The 24,328-nt window shown below is 56.6% G+C and carries 18 protein-coding genes; 7 read left to right on the forward strand and 11 right to left on the reverse strand.

Annotated elements, in window-relative coordinates; all coding sequences use genetic code 11:
* The first annotated feature begins 42 nt into the window (after positions 1–42).
* Entirely contained in the window at positions 43–2,646 is a 2,604-nt protein-coding gene (locus PQR63_RS19530) for an EAL domain-containing protein (protein WP_408169621.1), read from the forward strand.
* A gap of 71 nt (positions 2,647–2,717) precedes the next feature.
* On the opposite strand, the gene PQR63_RS19535 is transcribed toward PQR63_RS19530, so the two are convergent.
* The 3 genes from PQR63_RS19535 to PQR63_RS19545 all read right to left on the reverse strand — a co-directional run bounded on the left by PQR63_RS19535 (position 2,718) and on the right by PQR63_RS19545 (position 8,977).
* Positions 2,718–7,139 carry a response regulator gene (locus PQR63_RS19535; protein ID WP_408169622.1) on the reverse strand — a complete coding sequence of 1,474 codons (4,422 nt, stop codon included), beginning with the start codon at positions 7,137–7,139 and terminating at the stop codon, positions 2,718–2,720.
* A gap of 33 nt (positions 7,140–7,172) precedes the next feature.
* Entirely contained in the window at positions 7,173–8,336 is a 1,164-nt protein-coding gene (locus PQR63_RS19540) for an HD domain-containing phosphohydrolase (protein WP_408169623.1), read from the reverse strand.
* Between the two features lie 350 nt (positions 8,337–8,686).
* The gene (locus PQR63_RS19545; RefSeq protein ID WP_408169624.1) at positions 8,687–8,977 is read right to left on the reverse strand and encodes a YciI family protein; all 291 of its coding nucleotides are present in this window, start codon (positions 8,975–8,977) and stop codon (positions 8,687–8,689) included.
* A 256-nt stretch (positions 8,978–9,233) separates the two neighbouring features.
* Here PQR63_RS19545 and PQR63_RS19550 point away from each other — a divergent pair, with 256 nt between their 5' ends.
* The gene (locus PQR63_RS19550) at positions 9,234–10,421 is read left to right on the forward strand and encodes a winged helix-turn-helix domain-containing protein (RefSeq protein WP_408169625.1); all 1,188 of its coding nucleotides are present in this window, start codon (positions 9,234–9,236) and stop codon (positions 10,419–10,421) included.
* Here the strand turns inward: PQR63_RS19550 and PQR63_RS19555 are convergent.
* The 5 genes from PQR63_RS19555 to PQR63_RS19575 are packed head-to-tail and all read right to left on the reverse strand — an operon-like array spanning position 10,418 to position 14,547.
* The gene (locus PQR63_RS19555) at positions 10,418–12,076 is read right to left on the reverse strand and encodes a methyl-accepting chemotaxis protein (protein ID WP_408169626.1); all 1,659 of its coding nucleotides are present in this window, start codon (positions 12,074–12,076) and stop codon (positions 10,418–10,420) included. The genes PQR63_RS19550 and PQR63_RS19555 overlap by 4 nt on opposite strands.
* A gap of 34 nt (positions 12,077–12,110) precedes the next feature.
* On the reverse strand, positions 12,111–12,605 hold the full coding sequence (locus tag PQR63_RS19560; RefSeq protein WP_408169627.1) for a DoxX family protein: 495 nt from the start codon (positions 12,603–12,605) through the stop codon (positions 12,111–12,113).
* Positions 12,606–12,636: 31 nt separating this feature from the next.
* Positions 12,637–13,404, reverse strand: coding sequence for an HvfC/BufC N-terminal domain-containing protein (locus PQR63_RS19565; RefSeq protein WP_408169628.1), 768 nt, complete (start codon positions 13,402–13,404; stop codon positions 12,637–12,639).
* Entirely contained in the window at positions 13,401–14,243 is an 843-nt protein-coding gene (gene bufB / locus PQR63_RS19570; protein ID WP_408169629.1) for an MNIO family bufferin maturase, read from the reverse strand. The genes PQR63_RS19565 and bufB overlap by 4 nt, the downstream gene beginning before the upstream one ends.
* 25 nt (positions 14,244–14,268) lie before the next feature.
* Positions 14,269–14,547, reverse strand: a complete 279-nt coding sequence (locus tag PQR63_RS19575; protein WP_408169630.1) for a BufA1 family periplasmic bufferin-type metallophore — start codon at positions 14,545–14,547, stop codon at positions 14,269–14,271.
* A 255-nt stretch (positions 14,548–14,802) separates the two neighbouring features.
* On the opposite strand from PQR63_RS19575, the gene PQR63_RS19580 reads away from it, so the two are divergent.
* Positions 14,803–15,447 (forward strand): DUF1109 domain-containing protein, encoded by a 645-nt coding sequence (locus PQR63_RS19580; RefSeq protein WP_408169631.1) that lies wholly within the window; start codon positions 14,803–14,805, stop codon positions 15,445–15,447.
* A gap of 17 nt (positions 15,448–15,464) precedes the next feature.
* Here PQR63_RS19580 and PQR63_RS19585 read toward each other — a convergent pair whose 3' ends face one another.
* Positions 15,465–16,049, reverse strand: coding sequence for a TetR/AcrR family transcriptional regulator (locus PQR63_RS19585; RefSeq protein WP_408169632.1), 585 nt, complete (start codon positions 16,047–16,049; stop codon positions 15,465–15,467).
* Between the two features lie 146 nt (positions 16,050–16,195).
* Here PQR63_RS19585 and PQR63_RS19590 point away from each other — a divergent pair, with 146 nt between their 5' ends.
* Positions 16,196–16,780, forward strand: a complete 585-nt coding sequence (locus PQR63_RS19590; RefSeq protein ID WP_408169633.1) for a sigma-70 family RNA polymerase sigma factor — start codon at positions 16,196–16,198, stop codon at positions 16,778–16,780.
* The gene (locus tag PQR63_RS19595; RefSeq protein ID WP_408169634.1) at positions 16,777–17,418 is read left to right on the forward strand and encodes a DUF1109 domain-containing protein; all 642 of its coding nucleotides are present in this window, start codon (positions 16,777–16,779) and stop codon (positions 17,416–17,418) included. Before PQR63_RS19590 ends, PQR63_RS19595 begins: the two co-directional genes overlap by 4 nt.
* 37 nt (positions 17,419–17,455) lie before the next feature.
* Here PQR63_RS19595 and PQR63_RS19600 read toward each other — a convergent pair whose 3' ends face one another.
* Positions 17,456–18,397: an AraC family transcriptional regulator gene (locus PQR63_RS19600; RefSeq protein WP_408169635.1), complete on the reverse strand. Its 942-nt coding sequence runs from the start codon at positions 18,395–18,397 to the stop codon at positions 17,456–17,458.
* Positions 18,378–19,826, reverse strand: a complete 1,449-nt coding sequence (locus PQR63_RS19605; RefSeq protein ID WP_408169636.1) for an aldehyde dehydrogenase family protein — start codon at positions 19,824–19,826, stop codon at positions 18,378–18,380. The genes PQR63_RS19600 and PQR63_RS19605 overlap by 20 nt, the downstream gene beginning before the upstream one ends.
* 477 nt (positions 19,827–20,303) lie before the next feature.
* On the opposite strand from PQR63_RS19605, the gene PQR63_RS19610 reads away from it, so the two are divergent.
* Both PQR63_RS19610 and nirB read left to right on the forward strand, forming a co-directional pair.
* Positions 20,304–21,641 carry an MFS transporter gene (locus PQR63_RS19610; RefSeq protein ID WP_408169637.1) on the forward strand — a complete coding sequence of 446 codons (1,338 nt, stop codon included), beginning with the start codon at positions 20,304–20,306 and terminating at the stop codon, positions 21,639–21,641.
* A gap of 13 nt (positions 21,642–21,654) precedes the next feature.
* Entirely contained in the window at positions 21,655–24,231 is a 2,577-nt protein-coding gene (nirB, locus tag PQR63_RS19615; RefSeq protein WP_408169638.1) for a nitrite reductase large subunit NirB, read from the forward strand.
* The last annotated feature ends 97 nt before the right edge of the window (positions 24,232–24,328 follow it).

The raw sequence follows: 24,328 nt of genomic DNA on the forward strand, positions 1-24,328 counted from the left end.
TAAAAACGAGATTTCGACTCTCAAATTAATCGACACGCGGACATGCTGAAACCAACTATTAGCCGCATCGGCATCCTCCCCCTCTTCAGTGCTCTCTTCACAGTGCGGATGAGTAGAAAATTTCTTGGCAAATTTTTATTCACAATCTTGTTGGCAGGCATCTGTATTGATTCTTGTTTTAGCAAAGAATTGACAATCGGCGTCTACGCCAATCCACCCAAGATCTTTTTGGACAAAGATGGCGTCGCAGCAGGAATTCATATAGATCTTATCCGCCAGATCGCAGAGCAGGAACATTGGACGCTGCGCTTTATTCCGTGCGAGTGGCAAGCCTGTTTGCGAGCGGTGGAGCACGGTGAAATCGACCTGCTTCCGGATGTCGCCTACACGGATGAGAGGGCTTCCATCCTTGATTTCCATAAGGTGCCTGCGCTATACAGTTGGTCTATCCTCTATCGAAACAAAAATGTCGCCATCAACTCCGTTTTTGATCTCAAAGAAAAACGCATCGCATTATTATCTGGCTCTGTTCAGGCGGACTATTTCAAACAACTCTTGGAGAACTCGGGCATAAGCGTCAGGTTTGTTCCCGTAAGCAGGCTCGAATTGGGATTTCAAGCAGTTGAAGCAGGAAAAGCAGACGCCGTCATTGGAAGCCAACAAGCTGGAGATATGTTGGCCGAGCGCCATGGTTTATCTGACACGCCAATTGTTTTCCAGCCGGTAAAACTATTTTTTGTCTCGGCCAAGGGCCGGAACAAGGATGTCTTGGACGCAATCGATCGCAACCTTCGAGCCTGGCAAGAAGATTCCCAATCCATTTACTTTGAAATTTTAAGAAAATGGGGGCGTGGCTCGCGCTCTCAGATAGAAAGAACTGTTGTATGGGGGCTGATTGCTGCCATTGGCTTATTTCTTAGTGCGCTTGGAATCGCAGCTTATCTGCGACGAGAGGTCGAGATCCGCACGCGCGAGTTACGCAACAGCGAAAAGTCTTTACGGGTGGCAGCAACCGTATTTCAATCACAAGAAGCAATGTGGGTCATGGGCCCGGATCATCGCATTCTCGATATCAATCATGCTTTCGTGAAGGTAACCGGCTTCAATCTTGCTGAGCTTATTGACAAGATGACTCCGCCATTCTGTCTTGTTCAGGGCGAACCCGACTACCGGGACGAGATGTGGAAAATAGTGAAAGAAACTGGTCAGTGGGAAGGCGAAGTTCACGCAAAAAAGAAATCCGATGAACGATACATCGCCCGCCTTACCATGACCGCTGTGCGTGACGTCGCCGGAAAAATTACTCACTATGTGGGAACCCAGACAGATATCACCCAGCAAAAGCTATTGCTCGAAGAAACAGTCCGGCTCGCCTACTATGATTCGCTGACAGGATTACCCAATCGGCGACTGCTGATTGAACGCATTCAATCATCTATTGCGACCAATGCAGACAACAATAAAGACTTCGCGTTGATCGTCATTGATATCGACAATTTCAAGGATCTCAACGACTCATTAGGACATGACGTTGGTGATCAGCTTCTTAAGAAAATTGCAAATCGCCTCGTTGCTACTGCCGACTCTGCGGAGAATGTGGCTCGCCTGGGAGCCGATGAGTTCGTCGTTTTGCTCCAGGGGATAGAACGATCGGACTCTGATCGGGTGGTTCAGCGATTTGCTCAGCGCATCTTGACGGCCATGAATGATCCCTTCGAACTTGCGGGATTGAGCCATCATGCAAGCTGCTGCATCGGTGCATCGCTTATGCAAAACGAGGACTCAACCGCCCAAGACATGTTGCGTCGTGGTGATTTGGCAATGTATCAGGCAAAGAAAAATGGGCGAAACACTTTTTGCTTGTTTACAGTTGAGATTGAAAATGCTGTCAACTTCAGAACGGCACTTGAATTTGACGTGCGAAAAGCAATTGATCACAAAGAGTTTTTTCTTCACTATCAGCCGCAGGTTGATTTGCAGGGGCAACTCATCGGTGTCGAGGCCCTGCTGCGCTGGCAGAGCCCGGAACGTGGTTTAGTGCCTCCGGGCCTATTTATTCCAGTCGCTGAGACATGTGGATTGATGTTCAAAATTGGTCAATGGGTCCTTCGCCAAGCCTGTGAACAGTCAGCAAAATGGGAGCGGGAACGCCCCGAAAAACCCATAGTGATCGCGGTCAACGTTAGTGCAATTCAGTTCTGTAATCTTGAATTCACTTCCGACGTCTCACACATCATTACTCAGACTGGCGCCAATCCGGCTCTCCTTAAAATGGAGTTGACGGAGACAATGATGGTCGATGATGTTCAGGCCACTGTCGAGAAAATGTACATATTAAAACGCCTCGGCATTTCGTTATCGCTGGACGATTTTGGAACCGGATATTCGTCTTTGTCTTTGCTGAAGCGCTTACCCATTGATCAACTAAAAATTGATCAGTCATTCATCAAAGACATCTTGGTCGATGCGAGCGATGTCGCAATCGCAAAAAGTATCATCGCCCTGGGTTCTGCATTGGGTGTCGATGTGATTGCCGAAGGTGTTGAAACGCTTGAGGTCAGAGATTTTCTTTCCACTATCGGATGCACAAAATATCAAGGTTACGCATTTGGCCGACCCGGGCCGGCCGATCAATTGGCGTACTGATGCCAGCATTTTTCCCGCCTATATTTCTCGTCAATAAATCTTTGCGCTCATTCTTATCTGATTGCGAAGTATCACTGCGTGAAAGAAATTGCATTAAGTAACGCCAACGCTTCATCGAAGTCAAACCTGTCGATCTTGGCTGCTACCTTGTCCAGTTCAGCAGCCGCGGGCGTGTCGGCCACAAACGATTGCAACTCAGCCAGCATATCGAGCGAAGCAGCGTCGCTGCCATCCAGCAAACTTTTCAGTTGATCCAGACATTGCTCAAATCGTGGATCCAACACCGCCCTAACCGTAGCAGGTATCGCAGAAGACGACTGCTGAACTGGTCTGAGTTGAGCAATCCCCGCCATCACTATGACAAGGTTTTGATTCGCCGCCGCAACCAACGGTTCAAGTCCGGCCACTCCACTTTCCCGCTTGCAAGCAGCTTCCAGTTCAGCTGCCGACTGAGCAAGTGTCATCGCACCGATATTACCTGCCGTACCTCGCAAGGTATGCGCGATTCTGGCAGCGCTTGCTGCATCGTTCATCGCCACGGCATCGTTGAATTCCTGTAGAAACCCTCCCTGCGACTCCTTGAACTTGAGCAGCATCCGATAATAGAGATCTTGCTTGCCCATGCTTGTCGCCAGGCCTGCGGTGCGATCTATCCCCGGCAGATGAGGTAGCTCAGCCGATTGACCGCTCAGCGTCTTCCCGGAAGTTGACGGTGCTTTCAGTGTTGCTGAAGCCGATCTTGCAGATGAAGGATGGATCCATTTCGCCATCGTCGCAAACATCGTTGCAACATGCAGCGGCTTCGAAATATGGTCATTCATGCCGCAGGCAATCGCCTGTTCGCGGTCTCCAGTCATGGCATTGGCGGTCATCGCAATGATTGGCAGTTGTGAAAATCTGGATTGTTCGCGGATCTTGCGCGTCGCCGTGTAGCCATCCATGACAGGCATTTGACAGTCCATCAGCACGCCGTCGAAAGCATTATTTTCTGCAAGCAGATCGAGTGCTTCCTGGCCGTTTCTGGCAACCATGAATGCGATGCCCGCTTCATTCAGCAGCTCACCGGCCAATTCCAGATTCATGTCATTGTCTTCTACCAGCAACACACGGGAACCCGCCAGGAGTGCGATATTCGCCGTGCTCTGATCAATGCGCTCCAGTGACCGGCTTTCGGTCACGATGCCTTTGCCCAGCGCTTCTCCGATGGCCTCCAGCAACGTGGAGGGTGTGACCGGTTTAGTCAGTACCGACGACAGGTGGACTTGCATACGCGCCGCCTCTTCCTGCGCTTCATCACGTCCGAAGGCTGTGACCATAATGACTGACGGCACCGAATTGATCTCTCCGGCATTCATTTGCAATACGGTCTCCACGCCGTCCATGCCCGGCATCTTCCAATCCATCAGAACGAGGTCGTATGGCAACTCTTTCCGTTCGGCGTCCTTCAGCAAATGCAAAGCTGCAACCCCGCCGTTGGCCATGTCGACTTCGAGACCGAAGCTGCGCGCCATCGTCGACAGAATCTCCCGCGCACTGGCGTTGTCGTCAACGACAAGCACTCGCAGACCAAGCAGTTCTTCCGCCTTGAACATGCGTCGTGGCGCCGCATTGCGCTGCACTCCGAAACGCGCATGAAAATGGAAGATAGAACCCTTTCCATGTTCGCTTTCCACCCAGATACGGCCATCCATCATTTCTACCAGGCGCTTCGAGATGGCCAGGCCCAACCCGGTTCCTCCATATTTACGCGTGGTGGAACTATCGGCTTGGCTAAATGACTCGAACATACGATTGCATTGCTCCGGCGTCATGCCGATGCCAGTGTCTTTTACCCAGAAATGCAACTCCGTCCACTCTGCCGTGACGGATATCTGATTAACGCCAACGACGATCTCTCCTCGCTCGGTGAATTTGGTTGCGTTATTACCGAGATTGATCAGCACTTGCCCCAATCGCAACGGATCGCCAACAAGCGCCGTCTGGACGTCTGGCGAAGTATCGAACAGCAATTCCAGGCCTTTGTCATCGGCCTTGAGACCGACCATGCTGGCAAAATTCTCCATCACGTCTTCGAGCCGGAAATCAGTCCGCTCAATCGTCATCTTGCCTGCTTCAATCTTTGAAAAGTCGAGAATGTCGTTGATAATTCCCAGCAAATTTTCGGCGGAACGATGGACTTTCTCGATATAGTTGCGCTGCTTCTTGTCCAACTGCGTCGCAAGCGCCAGGTGGCTCATACCGATGATGGCGTTCATCGGCGTGCGGATTTCATGACTCATGTTCGCGAGGAATTCGCTCTTGGCACGCGTGGCATCCTCGGCAATCTCCTTGGCGCGGCGGACATCTTCTTCCGCGCGCTTGCGATCGGTAATGTCGTAATACCATTCGACCGTGATATCGCCGGAAGTCAGCGGCACCTTGATTGCACTCAGCAACACCTCGACCACCGAGCCATCGGCACGACGGAAGCCGGCCTCGTAGTTAAGCACATCGCCGTGGGAAATCGCCTCCGTATAGCGCTGCTTACAGTCGGCGTCGTCCCACAACTCGTCCGCTTTGTCCTGCGCAAACAATTCCTCCGCAGTCGCCCCCATCAGACTTTCAAGCTGGCGATTGCAATAAATCAACGAGTGATCGTCCTGGCGTTCGATTGACATCGCGACGGGACTGCTGTCGAGCACCTGACGCAGGCGCTTTTCGCTTTCCTGAACTTTGGCCTCCATCGCGCGGCGTTCACTCGTGTCACGCACCGATGCGCAAATGCATTGCCCATACTCCCCCACTGCCGGCAATGACGCCAGACCGATCTCGACCGAGAACATGCTGCCGTCCTTGCGTACACCTTGCAGATCCATCTGCCCACGTCCCATCTGACGCGTGCCGTCTTCCTTCATGAAACCTTTCCGTAATCCGGCATGATGCGGACGTACCGAAGCGGGCACCAATTGCTCTACCTGCAGCCCCATCAATTCGCCTGCGTCGTAGCCAAACAGCCCGTCGAGTTGAGTATTGGTGAGAATGATCTTTCCACGCTCGTCCACTACCAGCATGCCGTCCGGGGCAGACTCGACCACGCCGCGGAACCAGGCTTCCGTTTCCTTGAGTGCGGCTTGCTGAGCCTCCAACTCGGTCGCCTGCTCCTCCAGACGCGTTGCCTGCTCCTGGGATTGCATCAGCAAATGCTGCACGGTCAGTGAACGATCCAATATCTCCATGCTAATGGCCAGACGTGGAAGCACTTCATCTAATAAGGATCTGGCGCTGTCGCTGGCCGGATGAATACACGCCAGTTCGAGCACCCCTGCCAATTTTTCCCCATTGAGGATAGGCCTCACCAGAATTTCACTATGCGCAATTTCACCGAGTGCCGAGTGAATACGCCAGGCCCTGTCGCCAGTACTTCCTTGCGGCATCATTCGCGGCAACCGGTCTCTGGCGCATTGACCAAGCAGGCCTACTCCCGGTTCAATGGTGGCATCAGGCGAGCGATCACTGTTCACGGCGTAGCCTCCCGCAAAAACCAGGCGCTCACGCGCGTCGTCCCAGCGATAGATCAGGCCCTGACCGATATGCAACAGAGGCGCCAGATGTCTGAAGAACAAATCCGCCAGTTCTTCCGGAGAATCCGCTTGCTGTAACGCAGCTTGAATCATGGCCTCTTGCGACTTGATCCAGCGCTGAGTTTCCAGCTGTATCGATTCTGTCTGCAAGGACGCTATCGCGCGCGCAAGATCCCCGGTCTCGTTCTGATAATCCGTATGGGGGATGTCCAGATGCAACTTGCCGGCAGCCAGTTCTTCCACTGCCAGCCGGACCCGGTTGATAGGACGCCGGATGGATCTGCCGATCAGCCACGAAAAAGCCAGCGCCCACGCCAGCCCGCCAAGCAACAAGGCGTAAGTCAATACGTTGCGGGTGAATGCAAAGCTCTGGACTGTCACCGTCGTGTCGCGCACACCGAACTCTTTGACATCGGCAATTTCGCCCAAAAACCGATCCGCACTCCGGTTGAGTTCCTTGAAACTGATGCTCTCGACCAGCGATGCGGCTTCGCGTCGCATTCCTTGCTTGGAGAGATCCAGCGCCTCGGACATGGTCCGTCGCATGCGGCTAAGGTGAATCTCGAACTGCTCCAGACGCGCCACGTTATCCGCCTTGAACAGTGTCGGACGGGTCAGTTGAACGGCTTGCTGGACGTGCTGATACGAGTCGTCCATCTCTTGTACGGCCTCGTCACGCTCGCCCACAGATTCCGCACTGACGATGCGATGAGCCGCCAATACCATCTGCGAAAAATGGATTCTGGCCTCTTGTACCCTCGCGATGCCGACAATGCCTTCTTCCTGCAATCTCTGCAAGTCTCTGTTCATATCTGACTGGGTTTTCAGACTCTGAATACCGAGGGCAAGGGACAGCAACAACAACGAAACAAAACCAACGACCAGCTTATGACGAAGCGGCAGGCGCTCCAGAATCTGTAAGGCCGAACTCATGCGGGCTCCCATGTCATGCAATCTGCGGAAGAGTCACTCGGAACCTGAAATGAACTGCAACGCAACGGCCTTCTGCGCCATGTCGTGATCCGAATCCGCAAATCGTGCAGCAATCGCCTGGAACTGATCGATGCACGCCAGGAAAGCGTCGCAGACGTCCGGATCGAAGTGCGTACCACGTCCGTCGACCATGATGCGAGTGGCGTCCTCGTGCGGCATGCCATCCTTGTAGACACGCCGACTGATCAACGCATCGTAGACATCCGCCACCGCCATAAGCCGTGCAGAAATCGGAATATCGTCGCCCGCTTTGCCTTCGGGGTAGCCGGATCCGTCCCATTTTTCCTGATGGCCGTAGGCGATTTCCTTTGCCAGGCGAAGAAAATCCACGTCCATGCCTAGTTGTTGTTCTGCATGGGCAATGGCGTCACGCCCCAGCGTGGTGTGCGTCTTCATGATCTCGAACTCTTCCGGCGTAAAGCGGCCGGGCTTGAGCAGGATCCGATCAGGGATGCCAATCTTGCCGATGTCATGCAAAGGCGCCGATTTGAACAGCAACTTGATTGTTTCGTCATCGAGGAAATGACGGAAGCGCGGATGGTCGCGCAAGTGTTCAGCCAGGACTTTCATGTAGTACTGCGTGCGGCGGATATGGTTGCCTGTTTCGTTGTCACGGGTTTCTGCCAATGAGGCCATGGCGTGAATCGTCACATCCTGAATCGCCAGTACTTCCAGCGTACGCCGGGCAACCTCTTGCTCCAGATAGTCGCTTTTATCCTTCAGAAAGTCCGCTGCGGCCTTGACCTTCAACTGGGTCTCCACACGCGCCAGCACGACGGGAGGGCTGATTGGCTTGGTGATGTAATCCGCCGCGCCCATCTCCAGTCCGCGCGTCTCATCCGCAGTCGATGCCATTGCTGTCAGAAAGATGAGCGGGATGTCTCGCGTACGCGGCTCGGCCTTCAACACCTGCGCCACCTCATGCCCAGACAGGCCGGGCATCATGATATCGAGCAAGATCAGATCGGGAGGTGGATCGGCCTGCGCAATGCGCAAGGCCTTCTCGCCATTATTGGCTACCTTGATGACGTATTTGTCCCCTTCTTTAAGAAGGTTGGCCATCAACAGTAAATTGTCAGGACTATCATCGACAATCAAAACGATCGGCTTGCGATTGAAATCGTGGGCTAATTCCATGGCTTGCTCCGGCACAGTTCGCGGCGATTATTTATAGTGATATTGCGCGTACTACCCCAGCAAAACCTGCCGATATGACGGCCGGCATTACTGGCTACCAATTGATGAGATTGTTGCCTGAGCTCATCAATGCGTAATGTAGCAGAACATATGTACCTCTGGCACTATTAACGTTTCAGAGCGAGATTTCTTCAGCGCAACTTTTTTTAACGTCGCCTTCGGCAGCACGACCGAACACTGGAAATCTGACAGCTTATGATGTGGTGACATTGCGCGTCATCCATACGCGATTTCTGACGAAAATAAAAAAGACCCTTCTGGGCCTTTTTTGCGTAGTTAAATCTCAATCTTCAGTCTTGCGTCACCAGTACCGGATTAATTGCCAGCAACAGCCAGGGCTTGATTTCCGATCGTACGAAGACACAGCTGATCGCAAAGGGATCCTGATCGCGCAAAGCCTCTGCTTCTTCTTTCGTTGCGACTTCGTAAATGATCAGACCGCCACTGCCGTCCGAGAACGGACCTCCCAGTGACAGTTTGCCGGCATCGAGCAGGCTTTTCATGTAACGCTGATGATCGGGGGCGTGTGCTGCAAGCTTTTCCCTGTCGTCCGTGTAGGCGACGTAATTGATAAATTTCATGACTATCCTTGTCTGGTTTATAGGGTCGTAAACCTATGGTTTTCGCAAGGGCAAACGCAACGCCGATGCATGCCATCATCCCGATTACCGCCTCGCAGATAAACCGCCTGCCGCTGAATTGACTATTCGGCATTGACAAAGAGTACTGCCGAGACGGTTCATTAGCTGTAGCCGCGCACGTGAATCTGCCAAAGTCTCTACAATCTCATCCACCTTAATTCTCGGCCAGGCATTCGGCCTCCTCACTCGCAAGACCATGAGCACTCATTCAATCTCGCTGTCTTCTGCGCAGGCGCGCACCATCTGGCTGCGCGCGCAACGTCTTGACGAGCCGGCTCCTTTCGGCGCCGGTGCCGAGGCAGTGAGGCTGGCGACGGAGCATCTCGGTTATATACAGATCGACACCATCAACGTCATCGAGCGCAGCCATCATCACATTCTCTACACGCGCATTCCCGACTACAAACTGAGCGATCTGGAACAGGCGCAGTCGGTCGACAAGTCGGTGTTTGAATACTGGACGCACGCGCTGGCCTATGTGCCGACGACGGCGTTCCGCCATTTCGTCCCGGCGATGGAACAACGGCGGCTCAATCCGCATTCCTCTTTTGACGGTGTGGCCGAAGCCGACTATGCCGTGCTGCTCAAGCGCATCCGCAAGGAAGGCGGCCTTTCGATCCGCGATATCGAGGACGATGTGCTGGTGGAAAAGACGCATCCCTGGGGTAGCCGCAAGCCGTCGAAAAAAGCCTTGCGCTGGGGATTTTTCATCGGCGATCTGGTGATCAGCAAGCGTACCGGAATGATCAAGACCTATGAACTGGCAGGACGTCATTTCGGCTGGCAGCGACGGCCGTCGGCGTCGAAGGAAAAGCAGTTCGCACAATATCTGCTGCAACGTGCGCTGCAATCGCAAGGCATCGTCAGTCTGGATTCGATCTGCTACGGGAATGCGCCGATGAAGGCGATGGTGAAAGAATTGATCGCTGCCGACGTCAAGCGCAAACAGCTGATGCCCGTGCATCTGGATGGCGCACCAAAAAGCCAGCACTGGATCACGCCGGAACAACTTGAGACGGTCATCGCGACTCCCGAGCCGGTCTCGGGAGAACGCGTGCACATCCTGTCGCCCTTCGACCCGCTGGTCATTCAGCGCAAGCGGCTGGAATTATTCTTCGGCTACGAGCATCGCTTCGAGGCCTATGTGCCGGCAGAGAAGCGCGTGCTGGGCTACTTCGCCCTGCCGGTGCTGGTTGGCGACCGTATCGTCGCAGCGCTCGACCTCAAGATGGATCGTCAGGCCGGCAAGCTGCGCATGCAGAAGTGGAGCTGGATCGCGAAAAAGTCAGCACCGCTGAAAGGCCTCATCGAGGAAGAGCTGCATCGCTTTGAACAATTCCAGAAGCAATCGATGCGCTCAGTCCTGCCTCCGGATGAAAACTAGGCACCAACATAACCAAGCATGTTGCGCGGTGTGACGTCGGTTGCCGGCCGCATCGTGTCGCGCGCTTCCGTCGCTACTGCGTCTTTCTCTGCTTCTGTTTCTGATACGACGATGTTGAACACCGAGACCGATTGCACCAGACTGCCGGCCTGACGTGTCAGCGCATTAGCAGCCTCGGCGGTCTGATCGACCAGTGCGGCGTTTTCCTGAGTAGACTTATCCATTTCCACCACCACGCGGCTGACTTGCTCCAGGCCCTCAGCCTGCTCCTGCGTGGCGATCGAAATTTCATTCATGGTGTTCATCACGGTATTCACCGATGTCACGATCTGCTCCATGGCGCGACCGGTTTCGATCACCTGGGACGATGCCAGATCGATGCAGGCGGCGGATTCGCCGATCAAGACTTTAACCTCTTTGGCCGCTTCGGCGCTGCGTAATGCCAGCGAACGCACTTCCGTCGCCACCACGGCAAAACCTCTGCCCTGCGTGCCGGCGCGCGCGGCCTCGACCGCCGCGTTGAGCGCCAGAATATTGGTCTGGAACGCAATGCCGTCGATGACGCTGACAATTTCAGAGATCTTGTTGGCGCTAACAGAGACTTCTCCCATCGTGCCCACGATCCTTGACATCAGCTCGCCACCTTTGACGGCATCACCTGCGGCAGTTGCCGCCAGTTGGTTGGTATGACGGGTGTTCTCGGCATTCTGTTTGACAGCGGCGGACAGTTCTTCCAGCGTCGCGGCCGTTTCTTCCAACGACGAGGCTTGCTGTTCGGTGCGCGCCGCCAGGTCGATGTTTCCTTCGGCGATGTCGCGTGCGCTGCGGTTGACGTCTTCAGTACCGTTACGGATGGAGGACACGGTTTCCACCAAGCCTTGCTGCATGCGCTGCAATGCCCCCAGCAAGACGCCGATTTCATTGCGGGAAGCGCCTTCCACCGGCGAACTCAGATCGCCGCCGGCAATACGGTCGAAATGCATGCCGGTGGTGGCCAGCGGACGCAGCAGCACGCGGTCAAACAACATCCAGTACAAACCGACCAGCAGCAGAGAGAAGATGAACAGGCCACCGGCCAGATAAACCGCAATCATGTAGCGTTGCTCGGATGCGGCGCTCAAAGTATCGCGCACCGACTCGGCATGGCGAATGACTGTGCGCAAAGTCGACGCGAATACGCGATCGGCTTCTTCAGCGCTGGTGGTCGCTGCCGCATAGGCATCCAGCGACACATCGTAGAGCGCCACTTCACGCCCCTCCAGCACCTTGGTGTAGGCATCGTAAGCCTGACCGACTTGCTGTGACCGTTCTGCGAGGCCCGATGCCGACTTGTCGCCCTTGCGGTAACTTTCAAACGTTTTCTTGGCTTCTTGCAGCGCCATCGATGCCTTGCGCGTGTAGTCGTTGGCCTTGACCTGATCGCCGCGCACCAGGTTGATGTAAGCGTTATCCATATTGATCAGCGTGGACTGAAACAGCCGCTCGACTTCATGCAGCGGCTGGATCTGCTTGTCCGATAGATCGATCAGTTCATTCATGGCCTTGGCCGACTGGCGCGCATCGGTCCAGGCGATGAATACCGCCGTCCACAAAGCAAGCGAAAAGATGCCGAGAACGAACAAGAGGCTGGTGCGGATTTTCAGTTTGGCGAACATGGCTGGCTCACTATGGGTGACGGATAGGGAATAGTTATTTGATACCGAACAAGCGATCCAGCGACCAGGCACCGCCGCCGCGACCGACCAGGAACAGCAGCAGACCGGCCCAGGTCAGATGCGTCGGCCAGGCATCCGGATAGACAAAGATTTCAATCACGGCCGTCATACCCAGCAGGCCCAATGCTGCGGAACGTGTGAACAGCCCCATCACCAGCAGCAGCGGAAAGAAGTGTTCTGCATAAGCCGCCAGATGCGCGGCGATTTCCGGCGGCACCAGCGGCAGTTTGTATTCCTGTTCGAACAGCGTGTAGGTGCTGTCCTTGATGGTCAGAAAACCGGTGACCTTGGTACGGCCCGAGAGAAAGAACACTGCGGCGATAGCGACCCGCGCGACCAATGCCAGCAGCGAATCGCCGACCAGTTGTGTGGCACGTGCGACAGCGAAGTTATACCAATCGGCGATGGATTTCGGCTTCGTTGCGGTAGTCGTTGTGGTCGGTGTCGTAGGTGTCGGATAGGTAGACATGATGGTCTCCGTAAGTAAAAATATATGAGGATCAGCGCGTGGGTATGAAAGGCGAGGAAAATGCTTCGGCATGAATCAGTGTGCCAAGCAAGCGCGCGACATCCAACCCCGGTTCTGCTTCGACAGCCTTTGTCGTCGCCGTCTGCAAATCTTCACCGGCGGCACAGGCATCAAGAAATACACACATGCCGAGACTTGCCGACTGCCAGACAACCTGGCCGTCAATACGGCTCAGCAAAGCGCCCTCACCGTCCCAGTTGAGTTCGTCGACAAGATCGCGTTGTTCGCGATTGGCTTGCCAGATGGAATAGGCCGGCTGGTTTGCGCTCCAGTGCCAACGCACGCTTGCCCGTGGCCGCAAAGCGCTCTGCAGCAAATCCACCTCAGCCAATGCAGCCAGCATGCCGGCTTCCAACGGTGCCTCGTCGGCGGCGATATGACATTCGCTCCAGAGGCGATCAAGGCGTGCGACGTCGCCCAGATAAGGCAACTCGGCAGCCGGGCCAAATGCCGACAAAAAGTCGGCAAAACCACGGCCGTATTCGATCAGGCAGACGCTTTCCGGTGGTTCGGCGCAGGCATGGATCAAGGCTGCTGAGCGAAACCATTCTTCGCCGACCAGACGTGCGATGGTCGGATAGTTGGCCGCCAGCGCATCGACGCTGGCCTTGAGTACGGTATTGCGATAGACCTTGAAACCGGGCTGGCTGGTCAGCTTCTCCAGTGAATCGTCACTGTCGCCGACGCCATAAATGGCGCGAATGAATTCGTGTTGAAAGTGATCCGCAGCGTGATTCATTTCAGCACTCCCTGCGCAGACATGATCTCTTGCGCCTTGTTGCGTTCGGTCAGCAGTTCGGCGAAAGCGGGAATCTTGTCGTCGCGTTCGATCAGCGTCGGACGTTCACCGATGCGCTCGATCAGATGGCGATACAAACGCCAGACCGGCTCGATCACCGGCGCGTCGTGCGAGTCAATCAGCAGTTGTGTCTCAGTAGTATCGTCACTGTCCTCGCTATGGCCGGCCAGATGGATTTCCATGATCGCTGCGGCCGGCAGATTGTCGAGATAGGTGCGCGCGTCGTAACCGATGTTGTGGGCGCTGACATAGACGTTGTTGACATCGACCAGCAATCCACACCCGGTGCGGCGCACCAGCTCGTCGAGGAAATCGGTTTCGCTCCAGTCGTGATTGTCCATGCGCAGGTAGTGCGACGGATTCTCGATAGCGATGCGGCGTTGCAATTGCTCTTGCGTACGCTGGATATTGGCGGCGACACGTGACAGGATCTCGCTGGTGCGCGGCACCGGCAGCAAGTCGGGATAGTAGCGGCCATCGAATGTCGACCAGGCCAGATGTTCGGAGATGAGCGCGGGTTCGACCCGGCGTATCAGTTCTTTCAGGCGATGCAGATGCTGCTGGTCGGGAGCAGCGTCTCCCGCCAGCGACAGCGATACCCCGTGCAGCGACACCGGATGGCGGCTGCGGACGGCGTCCAGCCATGCCAGCCGTGGACCGCCTGCCATCAGGTAATTCTCGGGATGCACTTCGAACCACATCTCGGCTTCGGCGCATTGCAGCGCGTCGTCGAAATGTTGCGGCTTCAATCCCAGGCCTGCACCAAGTGTCGCTGTCATTTCAGGCTCCTGCTCCTGACTGCAATCAGATTGCGTTCAGGGAACCGGTGCCCTTAGGAGTCTTGATACTGGTGCAAGTGCCGGCAGGAACGTTCTTCCAGGCGTTGCCTTGGTAGTCCATCTTGGCAGTGCCGGCGCAGGTTGTGCCTTCGCCTGCCTTGCAATCGTTCTGACCGGCGAGCGAAACGCCGTAGCACTTTTCAACTGCAGTCTTCGCTGCGGCTGGTGTGTTTTGCGCCATGGCGATACCGGATGTCAGAGCAGCCAGGGTGAAAGCGGCAGTTGCGAGTTTGATTGTGTTCATAACGTACTCCTTGAAGATGGATGGATAGTGGATTGTTAAGAGAAGCAGATATCCGCCGGAAGCGTTCTTTTGCAGATGATCTGAACGTTAGTTCGTCGCACCATGGCGTTCGGTTACAGAAAATTGAAAATAAATTTGAAAATATTTATTTTGCAAACGCTGTAACCGAATCGGTCGCACCGACGAACATATAGGTAAGGCGTCTTGCCCGGCCGGTGGCGGCCCATGGCAGAAGACGCGAGGATGGAGAATCTGATGAAAACACCTGACCTGGTGTCCATGCTTGCAACAGGAACAACACGCAGCGATCCCGATATATTAGGTAAGCGACTTGGACTGGCTTTGCTGATCGGTCTGATCGGCGCATCCACGCTGCTGGTGGCTACCTACGGCATACGTGGCGACATGCCGGAATTGCTGGCGACGCCGCTGTTCTGGATCAAGGTATCGTTTCCGCTGGCGATATTGATGTCGGCGCAGGGCGTCACTGCACGGCTGGCGCGCCCGGGGGCTTTGCTAGGATTACAACGACTGATCCTGCTGGCGTTGCCGGTGCTGGCGATCTGGTTGGCGAGTATTGGCTTCCTGCTGCTGGCGCCGCCGTCGCTACGGCTGGCCTTGGTGCTGGGGTCGACCTGGCAGGTCTGCTCATTGAATATCGCACTGTTGTCGCTGCCGACTTTCTTTTCGATGTTCTGGGCTATGCGCGGCCTGGCGCCGACGCGACTGATGCTGACCGGTGCCAGTATCGGATTGGTAGCCGGGGCACAGGGCGTAGTGGTCTACACCTTGTATTGCACGGAAATGACGATGCCCTTCTGGGGAGTCTGGTATGTGATCGGCATGCTGGTGCCGACGGCGGTGGGCGCCCTGCTCGGCCCACGCCTGCTGCGCTGGTAGAGGGCGTAGTGATCTGTTCAGGGATCGAGCAACGCGGCAACCGGGCGTACCAGGCCTTCGAGCAAGGCGCGCTCGGGACGGGTGCGTGCCAGCACGCGAATGCCGAGCAAGGTGCTCAGCAACAAGCGTCCCATGTCTTCCGCCGATTGTCTGGAAGAAATGCTGCCGTCGCTCTGACCAGCGGCGACGCAGCGACGGAAGAAGGCTTCCACCTGCAACAGCACGTCGGCAACCACGCGCTGAAATTCGGGATCGTGCGGCGCGACTTCGAGCGCCGAGTTGACCAGCATGCAACCCTTGCGGTCCTTGTCGGCCAGCGAACGTTTGATGATTTCGTTGAAGAAGGCGGCGATGGCGGCGCGCGGTGGCATCTGGTTTTCGAAACGGCCGACGCGGTCGAGGAAGCTCTGTTCGACATAACGATCCAGCGCACGCCGGTACAAGGCGCGCTTGTCGCCGAAGGCGTTGTAGAGACTGGCGCCGGTGATGCCCATGCTCTCAGCCAGATCGCGTACCGAAGTGGCTTCGTAGCCACGGGCCCAAAAACATTGGACTGCGGCATCAAGCGCGGCTGTTTCGTCGAATTCGCGTGGTCGTGCCATGATGCTTCTGAAAACCTTGTGATTGCTGAGATTGCTCAGTTGATGCGGCTAGTATATCATTTTAAAACAAGTGATCTAAAACGAGCAGCAGCAACAGCAGCACTGCAAATGCCTGCCACCGACCTGAGCCATCGCATGGCCAACAGATGAAGCGACTGACAACAACAGCAGAAACCGATCCGGGGATGTCCGTCGAAGAGCGCCTGAAAGCGCTGCTTCTGGCCGGACTGGACGGCAATGAAACCGCCTATCACGCCTTCCTCAACGACCTCAGCGGCCGTCTGCGCGCCTATGTCAGGAAACGTCTGTTCCATCTGCACGACGAAGTTGAAGATATCGTTCAGGAAACCCTGCTGGCGGTCCACAACGCCCGCCACACCTACCGCGCGGACGAACCGCTGACGGCGTGGGTATATGCGATTGCGCGTTACAAGCTGATGGACTTCTTGCGCATGCGCTCGCGTCACGATGCCTTCAACGAGCCGCTGGACGACTATGTCGACATCTTCTCCAGCTCCGATGAAGAACCGGCCAACGACGCCAAACGCGACATCAACGTCTTGCTGGAACAATTGCCGGACAAGCAACGCCTGCCTATTGTTCACGTTAAACTGCAAGGCATGTCGGTGGCGGAAACCGCGCAACTGACCGGCTTGTCCGAATCCGCCGTTAAAATAGGCATACACCGCGGCCTCAAATCTCTCGCGGCCAAAATACGATTGTTTTCATGAAGACTGACGATTTCATTTCCATGCTCGCTACCGGCGTCAAACCGGTGGATCGTCACGTGCAGTTCAAACGCTTCTCGCAAGCCATCCTTGTCGGCGGTGCCGGCGCCTTCATCCTGATGGTGTTGATGTTCGGCATTCGTCCGGATATCGGCGTCATGCTGGTCACGCCGCTGTTCTGGTTCAAGATGGCCTTCCCCTTGTCGCTGGCTGCCGCCTCGCTATGGCTGCTGACGCGCCTGAGCCGACCGGGTGCAGGTCTGGGCAAGCGCTGGATCGCACCGGCCACGCCTGTGCTGGTGATCTGGATCGCGGCGCTGGCCGTGCTGGCGGTTGCGCCGGAAAGCGAACGCCTGAATCTGATCATGGGCTTCACCTGGCGCCGCTGTCCTTTCAATATCGCCATCCTGTCGATCCCGACCTGCGTGACGATCACCTGGGCGGTACGCCAACTGGCGCCGACGCGCCTGCGTCTGGCGGGCGCCATGGCGGGCTTGCTGGCCGGCTCGGTAGCGACCGTCGCCTATTGCCTCCACTGCCCGGAAATGGGCGTGCCTTTCTGGGGTATCTGGTATCTGGGCGGGATGCTGATTCCAGCCGTGCTGGGATGGCTGTTCGGACCGATGGTGCTGCGCTGGTAAGTACCCGGCGAATGGGTACTCTCTGCTCCCACCAACCTTACTCGACGACGTGATGCCTGAGATATTCAACGTCCTCTAACGGCGACGCCCCGAACAGGCGGCGATATTCGCGGCTGAACTGCGACGGGCTTTCATACCCCACTTTGTAAGCCACCGTGGCCGCTTCCACGCCGCCTGCCATAAGCATGCGGCGTGCTTCCAGCAGACGTGTCTGCTTCTGGTATTGCAGCGGACTCATCACCGTGGTCGCCTTGAAGCGATGGTGCAAGGTCGACACGCTCATACGGACTTGCTTGGCCAGTTTCTCTATCGACATCGGCTCGGCGTAGTTCTGCTTGATCCACTGGATGGCGTCATTGACCCCGCGCTCCTGATAATGCGAGAGCACGGTGTGGTACAGCACGTCGCCGTTCTGTGCCGAGATCAGACGGTACATGATCTCCTGCTTGAGGATGCGCGACATCGCAGCGATATCCTGCGGTTTTTTCAGCAGGCGTATCAGTCGCAAAAAAGTCTCCTGCAACTCAGTGCTCGATTCTTCGACATAGGCGCCGACGCGCGTGCTGCGTTTTGGCGGCGCAGGAATGTTGAGTTCAATGATGAAGGCGGCGATTTCTTTTGGATCGAGATCGATGCGCACGCCGTAATACGGCGCGTCGTCATCCGCTTCCACAATCTGCCCCGACACCGGTAAATCAATCGCCGAGAGCACATAGCTGCCGCTGCCGTAGTGGTTGACAGTCTTGCCGATCAGCACTTTCTTGCGCCCTTGCACGACCAGGCACATGGACGGCTCCAACATGCCACGGCTCAAGGCTGTGGGCTGGCAGATACGGATGAAGGACAGATAAGGAATCGCCGTCAACACATCGCGCTGCGAGGTCGGCACGCCAGTGAAATGCGCAGCCACCTCCGCCCGCAACTGCCCAAGCAGATCGGAGGTGGCTGCAACGAAGGAATCAGCGTTGGGCGTTTTCATGGACCGGGACATCGTAACCAATGATGGCTTTCGGTTCAACATAAGCTTCCAGACCGTAAGGCCCGAATTCGCGGCCGATGCCGGATTGTTTGAAGCCGCCGAATGGTGCGCGCGGTTCGTCGTACAGGCCATTGATGAAAACGCGCCCTGCCACGATCTGCGACGCCACGCGGTTGGCGCGCTCCAGGTCGGCGCCGCTGACGTAGCCGTGCAAGCCGTAGACGGTATCGTTGGCGATGTCGATGGCTTCTTCCTCGGTGCGGTAGGTCAGGATAGACAAGACCGGGCCAAAGATTTCTTCACGGGCGATGCGCATGTCATTGGTGACGTTGACGAAGACAGTCGGCTTGACGAAGTACCCCTGTTCCAAACCTTGCGGATGTCCTTCACCGCCGACCAGCAGTTCTGCGCCTTCTTCCACGCCGAGGCGGATATAGCTTTGCACGCGCTCGTATTGCTTTTGCGTGACCAGCGGGCCGATGGCGGTGTCTTCGTCGCCGGGATCGCCGACCTTCATTGCTGCCACCGCTTGTTTGACAAGAACCTTCACCTCTTCCAGACGCTGCTCGGGCACGATCAGGCGTGTTGCCGCAAGACAAGCCTGACCGTTGTTGAACGCCGCCGCCATGACCGCCTGCGGAATCGCCGTCGCCAGATCGGCATCATCCAGCAGGATGTTGGGCGATTTGCCGCCGAGTTCCAGCGTGACGCGTTTCATGGTATCGACGGCGCCGCGAGCGATCTGCTTGCCAACGACTGTGGAGCCTGTGAAGGAAATCTTGGCGATGTCCGGATGACGGGTGATCTCAGCGCCGACAGTGTCGCCGCGTCCGGTGACGATATTGAATATACCCGGCGGCAGGCCGGCTTCATGTAGACACTGTGTGAGCAGGTTCGTCTGCATCGCGCTCAACTCGCTGGGCTTGATGACAGCGGTGCTGCCCGCCACCAGCGCCGTCGACAGTTTGCTGCAGATGAAACCGTAGTTGGCATTCCAAGGTGTGATCAGACCGACGACGCCGAGCGGCTCCATCGTGACGCGCGCGGTACCTGCCTGACGTACAAAGTCGAAGCTTTTCAGCAGTTCGATGGCCAGCAAAAAACTATTCGCAGAGCGCGCCACCGTACCGGTGCACATGCGACGCGTACCACCGTATTCAGTGATCATGACTTCGATCAGTTCTTGCGACCGGCGCTGAATGGCGTCATGCATGGCTTGCAGATAGCCGATGCGCTCTTCCTTGCTGCTGCGGGAAAAAGACTTGTACGCCGCTTTGGCGGCGGCAATGGCGCGCCGTGCATCTTCCTCGTCAGCCAGACGGACGTCGGCGATGACGGTCTTGTTGGCAGGATTGATCAGTTGCATGACTCCCGTGCCGTGGGGCTGGACGAACTGGCCGTTGATATAGATTTCGTTGATGTGTCGCATGTCGGTTTCCTGTTGAAAGACTTCAGTGGGCATGCGAAACATGGTACGAGTCGGGCACCTGGACACGGTAGACCGATGCTGCAGCAAGATTGCCTGATCCTGCCGCTCTGCGAATTTTCTTGCCATCGGAACATGTCAGCTTTCCTGCTGCCATCAGGAAAGACTCACGCCGTCTACCCAAAATCGCCCGGTGCATCGCACCATTTACGAGCAGCCGTGCACCGCGACACCTCATAACGTGACATATATTTTCTGCGCGTTCTCCTTCCCGCCACCCCACTCTCCTCCGAAGCCCTTCTGCAACAAGGGATCCAGCCCCTCTGGCACAGGCTTTGCATAGTGTTGAATACGGATCAACGACGATCCCCCCAATTCTTAATGCCGATCTAAAGACGGATCTGCAGGACAACGGCGTCCGCTTAGCTTGGCATTCTTGCCTTGTTGAGCGGGCGCCTTTTTGTTTTTTACGGGATAAAAATGGCCGTGACTTCTCAAAACAGCACCAGCAAGGCAAGCAAGATCCAGCTCTTCTCGATCAGTTCGCCGCAAATGCGCGCCTTCCATCTGACATGGATGGCTTTCTTCGTCTGCTTCTTTGCCTGGTTCGCCTGCGCGCCGCTGATGCCTGTCATCAAGGGCCAGCTCGGCCTGACCATCGAACAGATCGCCAACATCAATATCGCCGCCGTCGCCGTGACGATTCTGGTGCGCCTGATCATCGGCCCGATGTGCGATCGCTTCGGCCCGCGCAAGACCTACACCGGCCTGCTGCTGATCGGCGCCATTCCAGTGATCGGCGTCGGCTTTTCGCAAAGCTATGAGAGCTTCCTGTTCTTCCGCCTGTGCATCGGTGCGGTCGGCGCCAGCTTCGTGATCACGCAGTACCACACCTCAGTGATGTTCGCGCCTAACGTTGTCGGTACTGCCAATGCGGCAACTGCCGGTTGGGGCAATGCCGGCGGCGGTGTGGCGCAAGGTCTGATGCCTTTGTTGCTGGCGGCCATGCTGATGCTGGGTGTGGGCGACTACCTCGGCTGGCGCGTAGCTCTGCTGGTGCCGGGCTTGCTGATGCTGGTGATGGCGGCGCTGTATTGGCACTTCACCCAGGATTGTCCGCAAGGCAATTTCGATGAATTGCGCGCTGCCGGCATCACTATCGACAGCGGCAAAAAAGGTGGCTGGGCAAGTTTCCGCGCGGCCAGCGCCAACTACCGCGTGTGGATGCTGTTCGTCACCTACGGCGCGTGCTTCGGCGTGGAAATATTTATCCACAACATTGCCGCCATCTATTACGTGGACCATTTCGGTCTGTCGCTGAAGAGCGCCGGCATCGCAGCGGCCAGCTTTGGTTTGCTGGCGCTGTTTGCCCGCGCATTGGGCGGCATCATCTCCGACAAGGTAGCACTGCGTGGCGGCCTCAATCGCCGCGCCACCCTGCTGTTCGTGATGATGCTGGGCGAAGGCCTCGGCCTGTTGTGGTTTGCCCATGCGGGTAGCGTCACGCTGGCGGTCGTCGCGATGTTGTGCTTTGGCCTGTTCACACACATGGCCTGCGGTGCGACGTATGCGCTGGTGCCCTTTATTGATCGCAAAGCACTGGGTGGCGTGGCCGGCATCATCGGCGCAGGCGGCAACGTCGGCGCGGTGCTGGCGGGCTTCCTGATGAAAGGTCTGGGCAATACGCAACAGACGCTGAGCATGCTCGGTGTGCTGGTGACGGTGTCGGCGCTGTGCGCCATCGCGGTACGTTTCACTGCTACCGACAAGAGCGACGAGCCTGCGCTTACCGTTCCTGCCAACAATATTCCCGCCTGAGGAGAACCGGATCATGAACATCATCGTCATTGGCCACGGCATGGTCGGTCACAAGTTTCTGGAGTCGCTCGCTGAAAGCGGCGCATCCAATATCAACGTCACCGTACTGTGTGAAGAGCCGCGTCCGGCTTACGACCGCGTGCATCTGTCCGAATTCTTCGCCGGCAAAACCGCCGACGATCTGTCGCTGGTGACACCCGGCTTTTTCGACGCCGGCGAGAGCAGCATCCACTTCGATCTGAAGCTCAACGCCAAGGCGCAGAACATTGATATCGTCGCCAAGACCGTGACCGTCAACATCAGCGGCACCGTCGAGACCATGTCTTACGACAAGCTCGTGATGGCGACAGGCTCCTACCCTTTTGTCCCGACCGTCGCGGGTAACCAGCGCAAGGATTGCTTCGTCTACCGCACCATCGAAGATCTGGAAGCGATGCTCGAATGCGGCAAGCGCTCAAAGACCGGTGTGGTCATCGGCGGCGGTCTGCTCGGTCTGGAATGCGCCAAGGCATTGCGCGACATGAACCTGGAAACCCACGTCGTCGAATTCGCCCCACGCCTGATGGCGGTACAGGTTGACGAAAGCGGCGGCCGCATCCTGCGTCAAAAGATCCAGGACCTCGGCGTCACGGCCCATACGCAAAAGAATACGCTGGAAATCGTCGACGGCAAGACCGGCACCCACCGTATGAATTTTGAAGACGGCACGCACCTCGACACCGACATGATCGTGTTCTCGGCGGGCATCCGCCCTCGCGATGAACTGGCGCGCGAATCGGGTATCAAGGTCGGCGACCGCGGCGGCATCGTCATCGACAACAGCTGCATCACGTCCGATCCCAATATCTACGCCATCGGCGAATGCGCCTTGTGGAACGGCAAGATTTTTGGTCTGGTCGCACCCGGTTACGACATGGCACGTACCGCTGCCAAGCATGTATTGGCACATTTGAACGACGCCGCCGACAGCGTTCCTCAGTTCAACGGCGCCGACATGAGCACCAAGTTGAAGCTCATGGGCGTAGACGTCGCCAGCATCGGCGATCCGCACGGCAAGGAAGCCGGCAGCCGCTCGTTCCAGTTCACCGATGAGCGCAAACAGATCTATAAAAAGATCGTCGTCTCCGAATCCGGCAAGCATTTGCTCGGCGCTGTGATGGTCGGCGATGCAGCCGAATACGGCACGCTGCTGCAGATGATGCTGAACCGCATTGAGTTGCCGGAGTTCCCGGAATTCCTGATCCTGCCGCAAGCCGACGGCAAGGCCAAGGTCGGCCTCGGCGTCGACGCCCTGCCTGACTCCGCACAAATCTGTTCCTGCAACAACGTGTCGAAGGGCCAGCTGTGTGCCGCAGTGGCGTCCGGCGTGACCAACATCGGCGAGCTCAAGAGCTGCACCAAGGCAGGTACTGCCTGCGGTGGCTGCGTACCGCTGGTGACGCAGGTGATGAAGGCCGAGATGAAGAAGCAGGGCCTGGCCGTCAACAACCACGTCTGCGAACACTTCGCCTACTCGCGCCAAGAGCTGCACCATTTGGTACGCGTGAACAAGATCAAGAGCTTCGGCGACCTGCTGGCGCAACACGGCAAAGGTCTCGGTTGCGACGTCTGCAAGCCGGTCGCCGCCAACATCCTGGCCTCGTGCTGGAATGACTTCGTGCTCAAGAAGGAACACGCCAGCCTGCAGGATTCCAATGACTACTTCCTCGGCAATATCCAGAAGGACGGTACCTACTCGGTCGTGCCGCGCATGGCCGGCGGTGAAGTCACGCCGGACGGTCTGATTGCAGTCGGTCAGATCGCCAAGAAGTACAGCCTCTACACCAAGATCACCGGCGGCCAGCGCGTTGATCTGTTCGGCGCCCGCGTCGAGCAATTGCCGGACATCTGGGAAGAACTGATCGCCGCCGGTTTTGAAACCGGCCACGCTTACGGCAAGTCGCTGCGTACGGTCAAATCCTGCGTCGGCTCGACCTGGTGCCGCTATGGCGTCGACGACAGCGTCGGCCTGGCGATCGAGCTTGAGAACCGCTACAAGGGCCTGCGCTCGCCGCACAAGATCAAGTTCGGCGTATCCGGCTGCACGCGCGAATGCGCTGAAGCGCAAGGCAAGGATGTCGGCATCATCGCCACCGAAAAAGGCTGGAACCTGTATGTCTGCGGCAACGGCGGCATGAAGCCGCGCCATGCCGAACTGATCGCCTCCGATCTCGACAAGGCATCGCTGGTGCGCTACATCGACCGCTTCCTGATGTTCTATGTACGTACGGCGGATCGCCTGCAACGCACCAGCACCTGGCGCGACAACCTGGAAGGCGGCCTTGACTACCTGAAGAGCGTGGTCATCGACGACAAGCTGGGCATCGCCGCCGAACTGGAAGCCGACATGCAGCACGTGGTCGACACCTATGAATGCGAATGGAAGAAAGCCGTCAACGATCCGGAAACACGCAAGCGCTTCCGCCATTTCGTCAACAGCAAGGACGCCGACCAGAACGTCAAGTTTGTCGACGAGCGCGGCCAGATCCGTCCGGCCACGGTGGCCGAGCGCAAGCTGATCGATATTCCGGTGGTGGCTGAGGCGGTATAAAAGTTATCTGTCGTTCTGACGAAAGTCAGAACCCAGCGGCGTCAAATGCCGACGAAATGCACACGATGCTGATTGACCTAAGAAACGACACTGGGTC

This window comes from Herbaspirillum rhizosphaerae, assembly GCF_046025915.1.
GTDB lineage: Bacteria > Pseudomonadota > Gammaproteobacteria > Burkholderiales > Burkholderiaceae_D > Herbaspirillum > Herbaspirillum rhizosphaerae_A.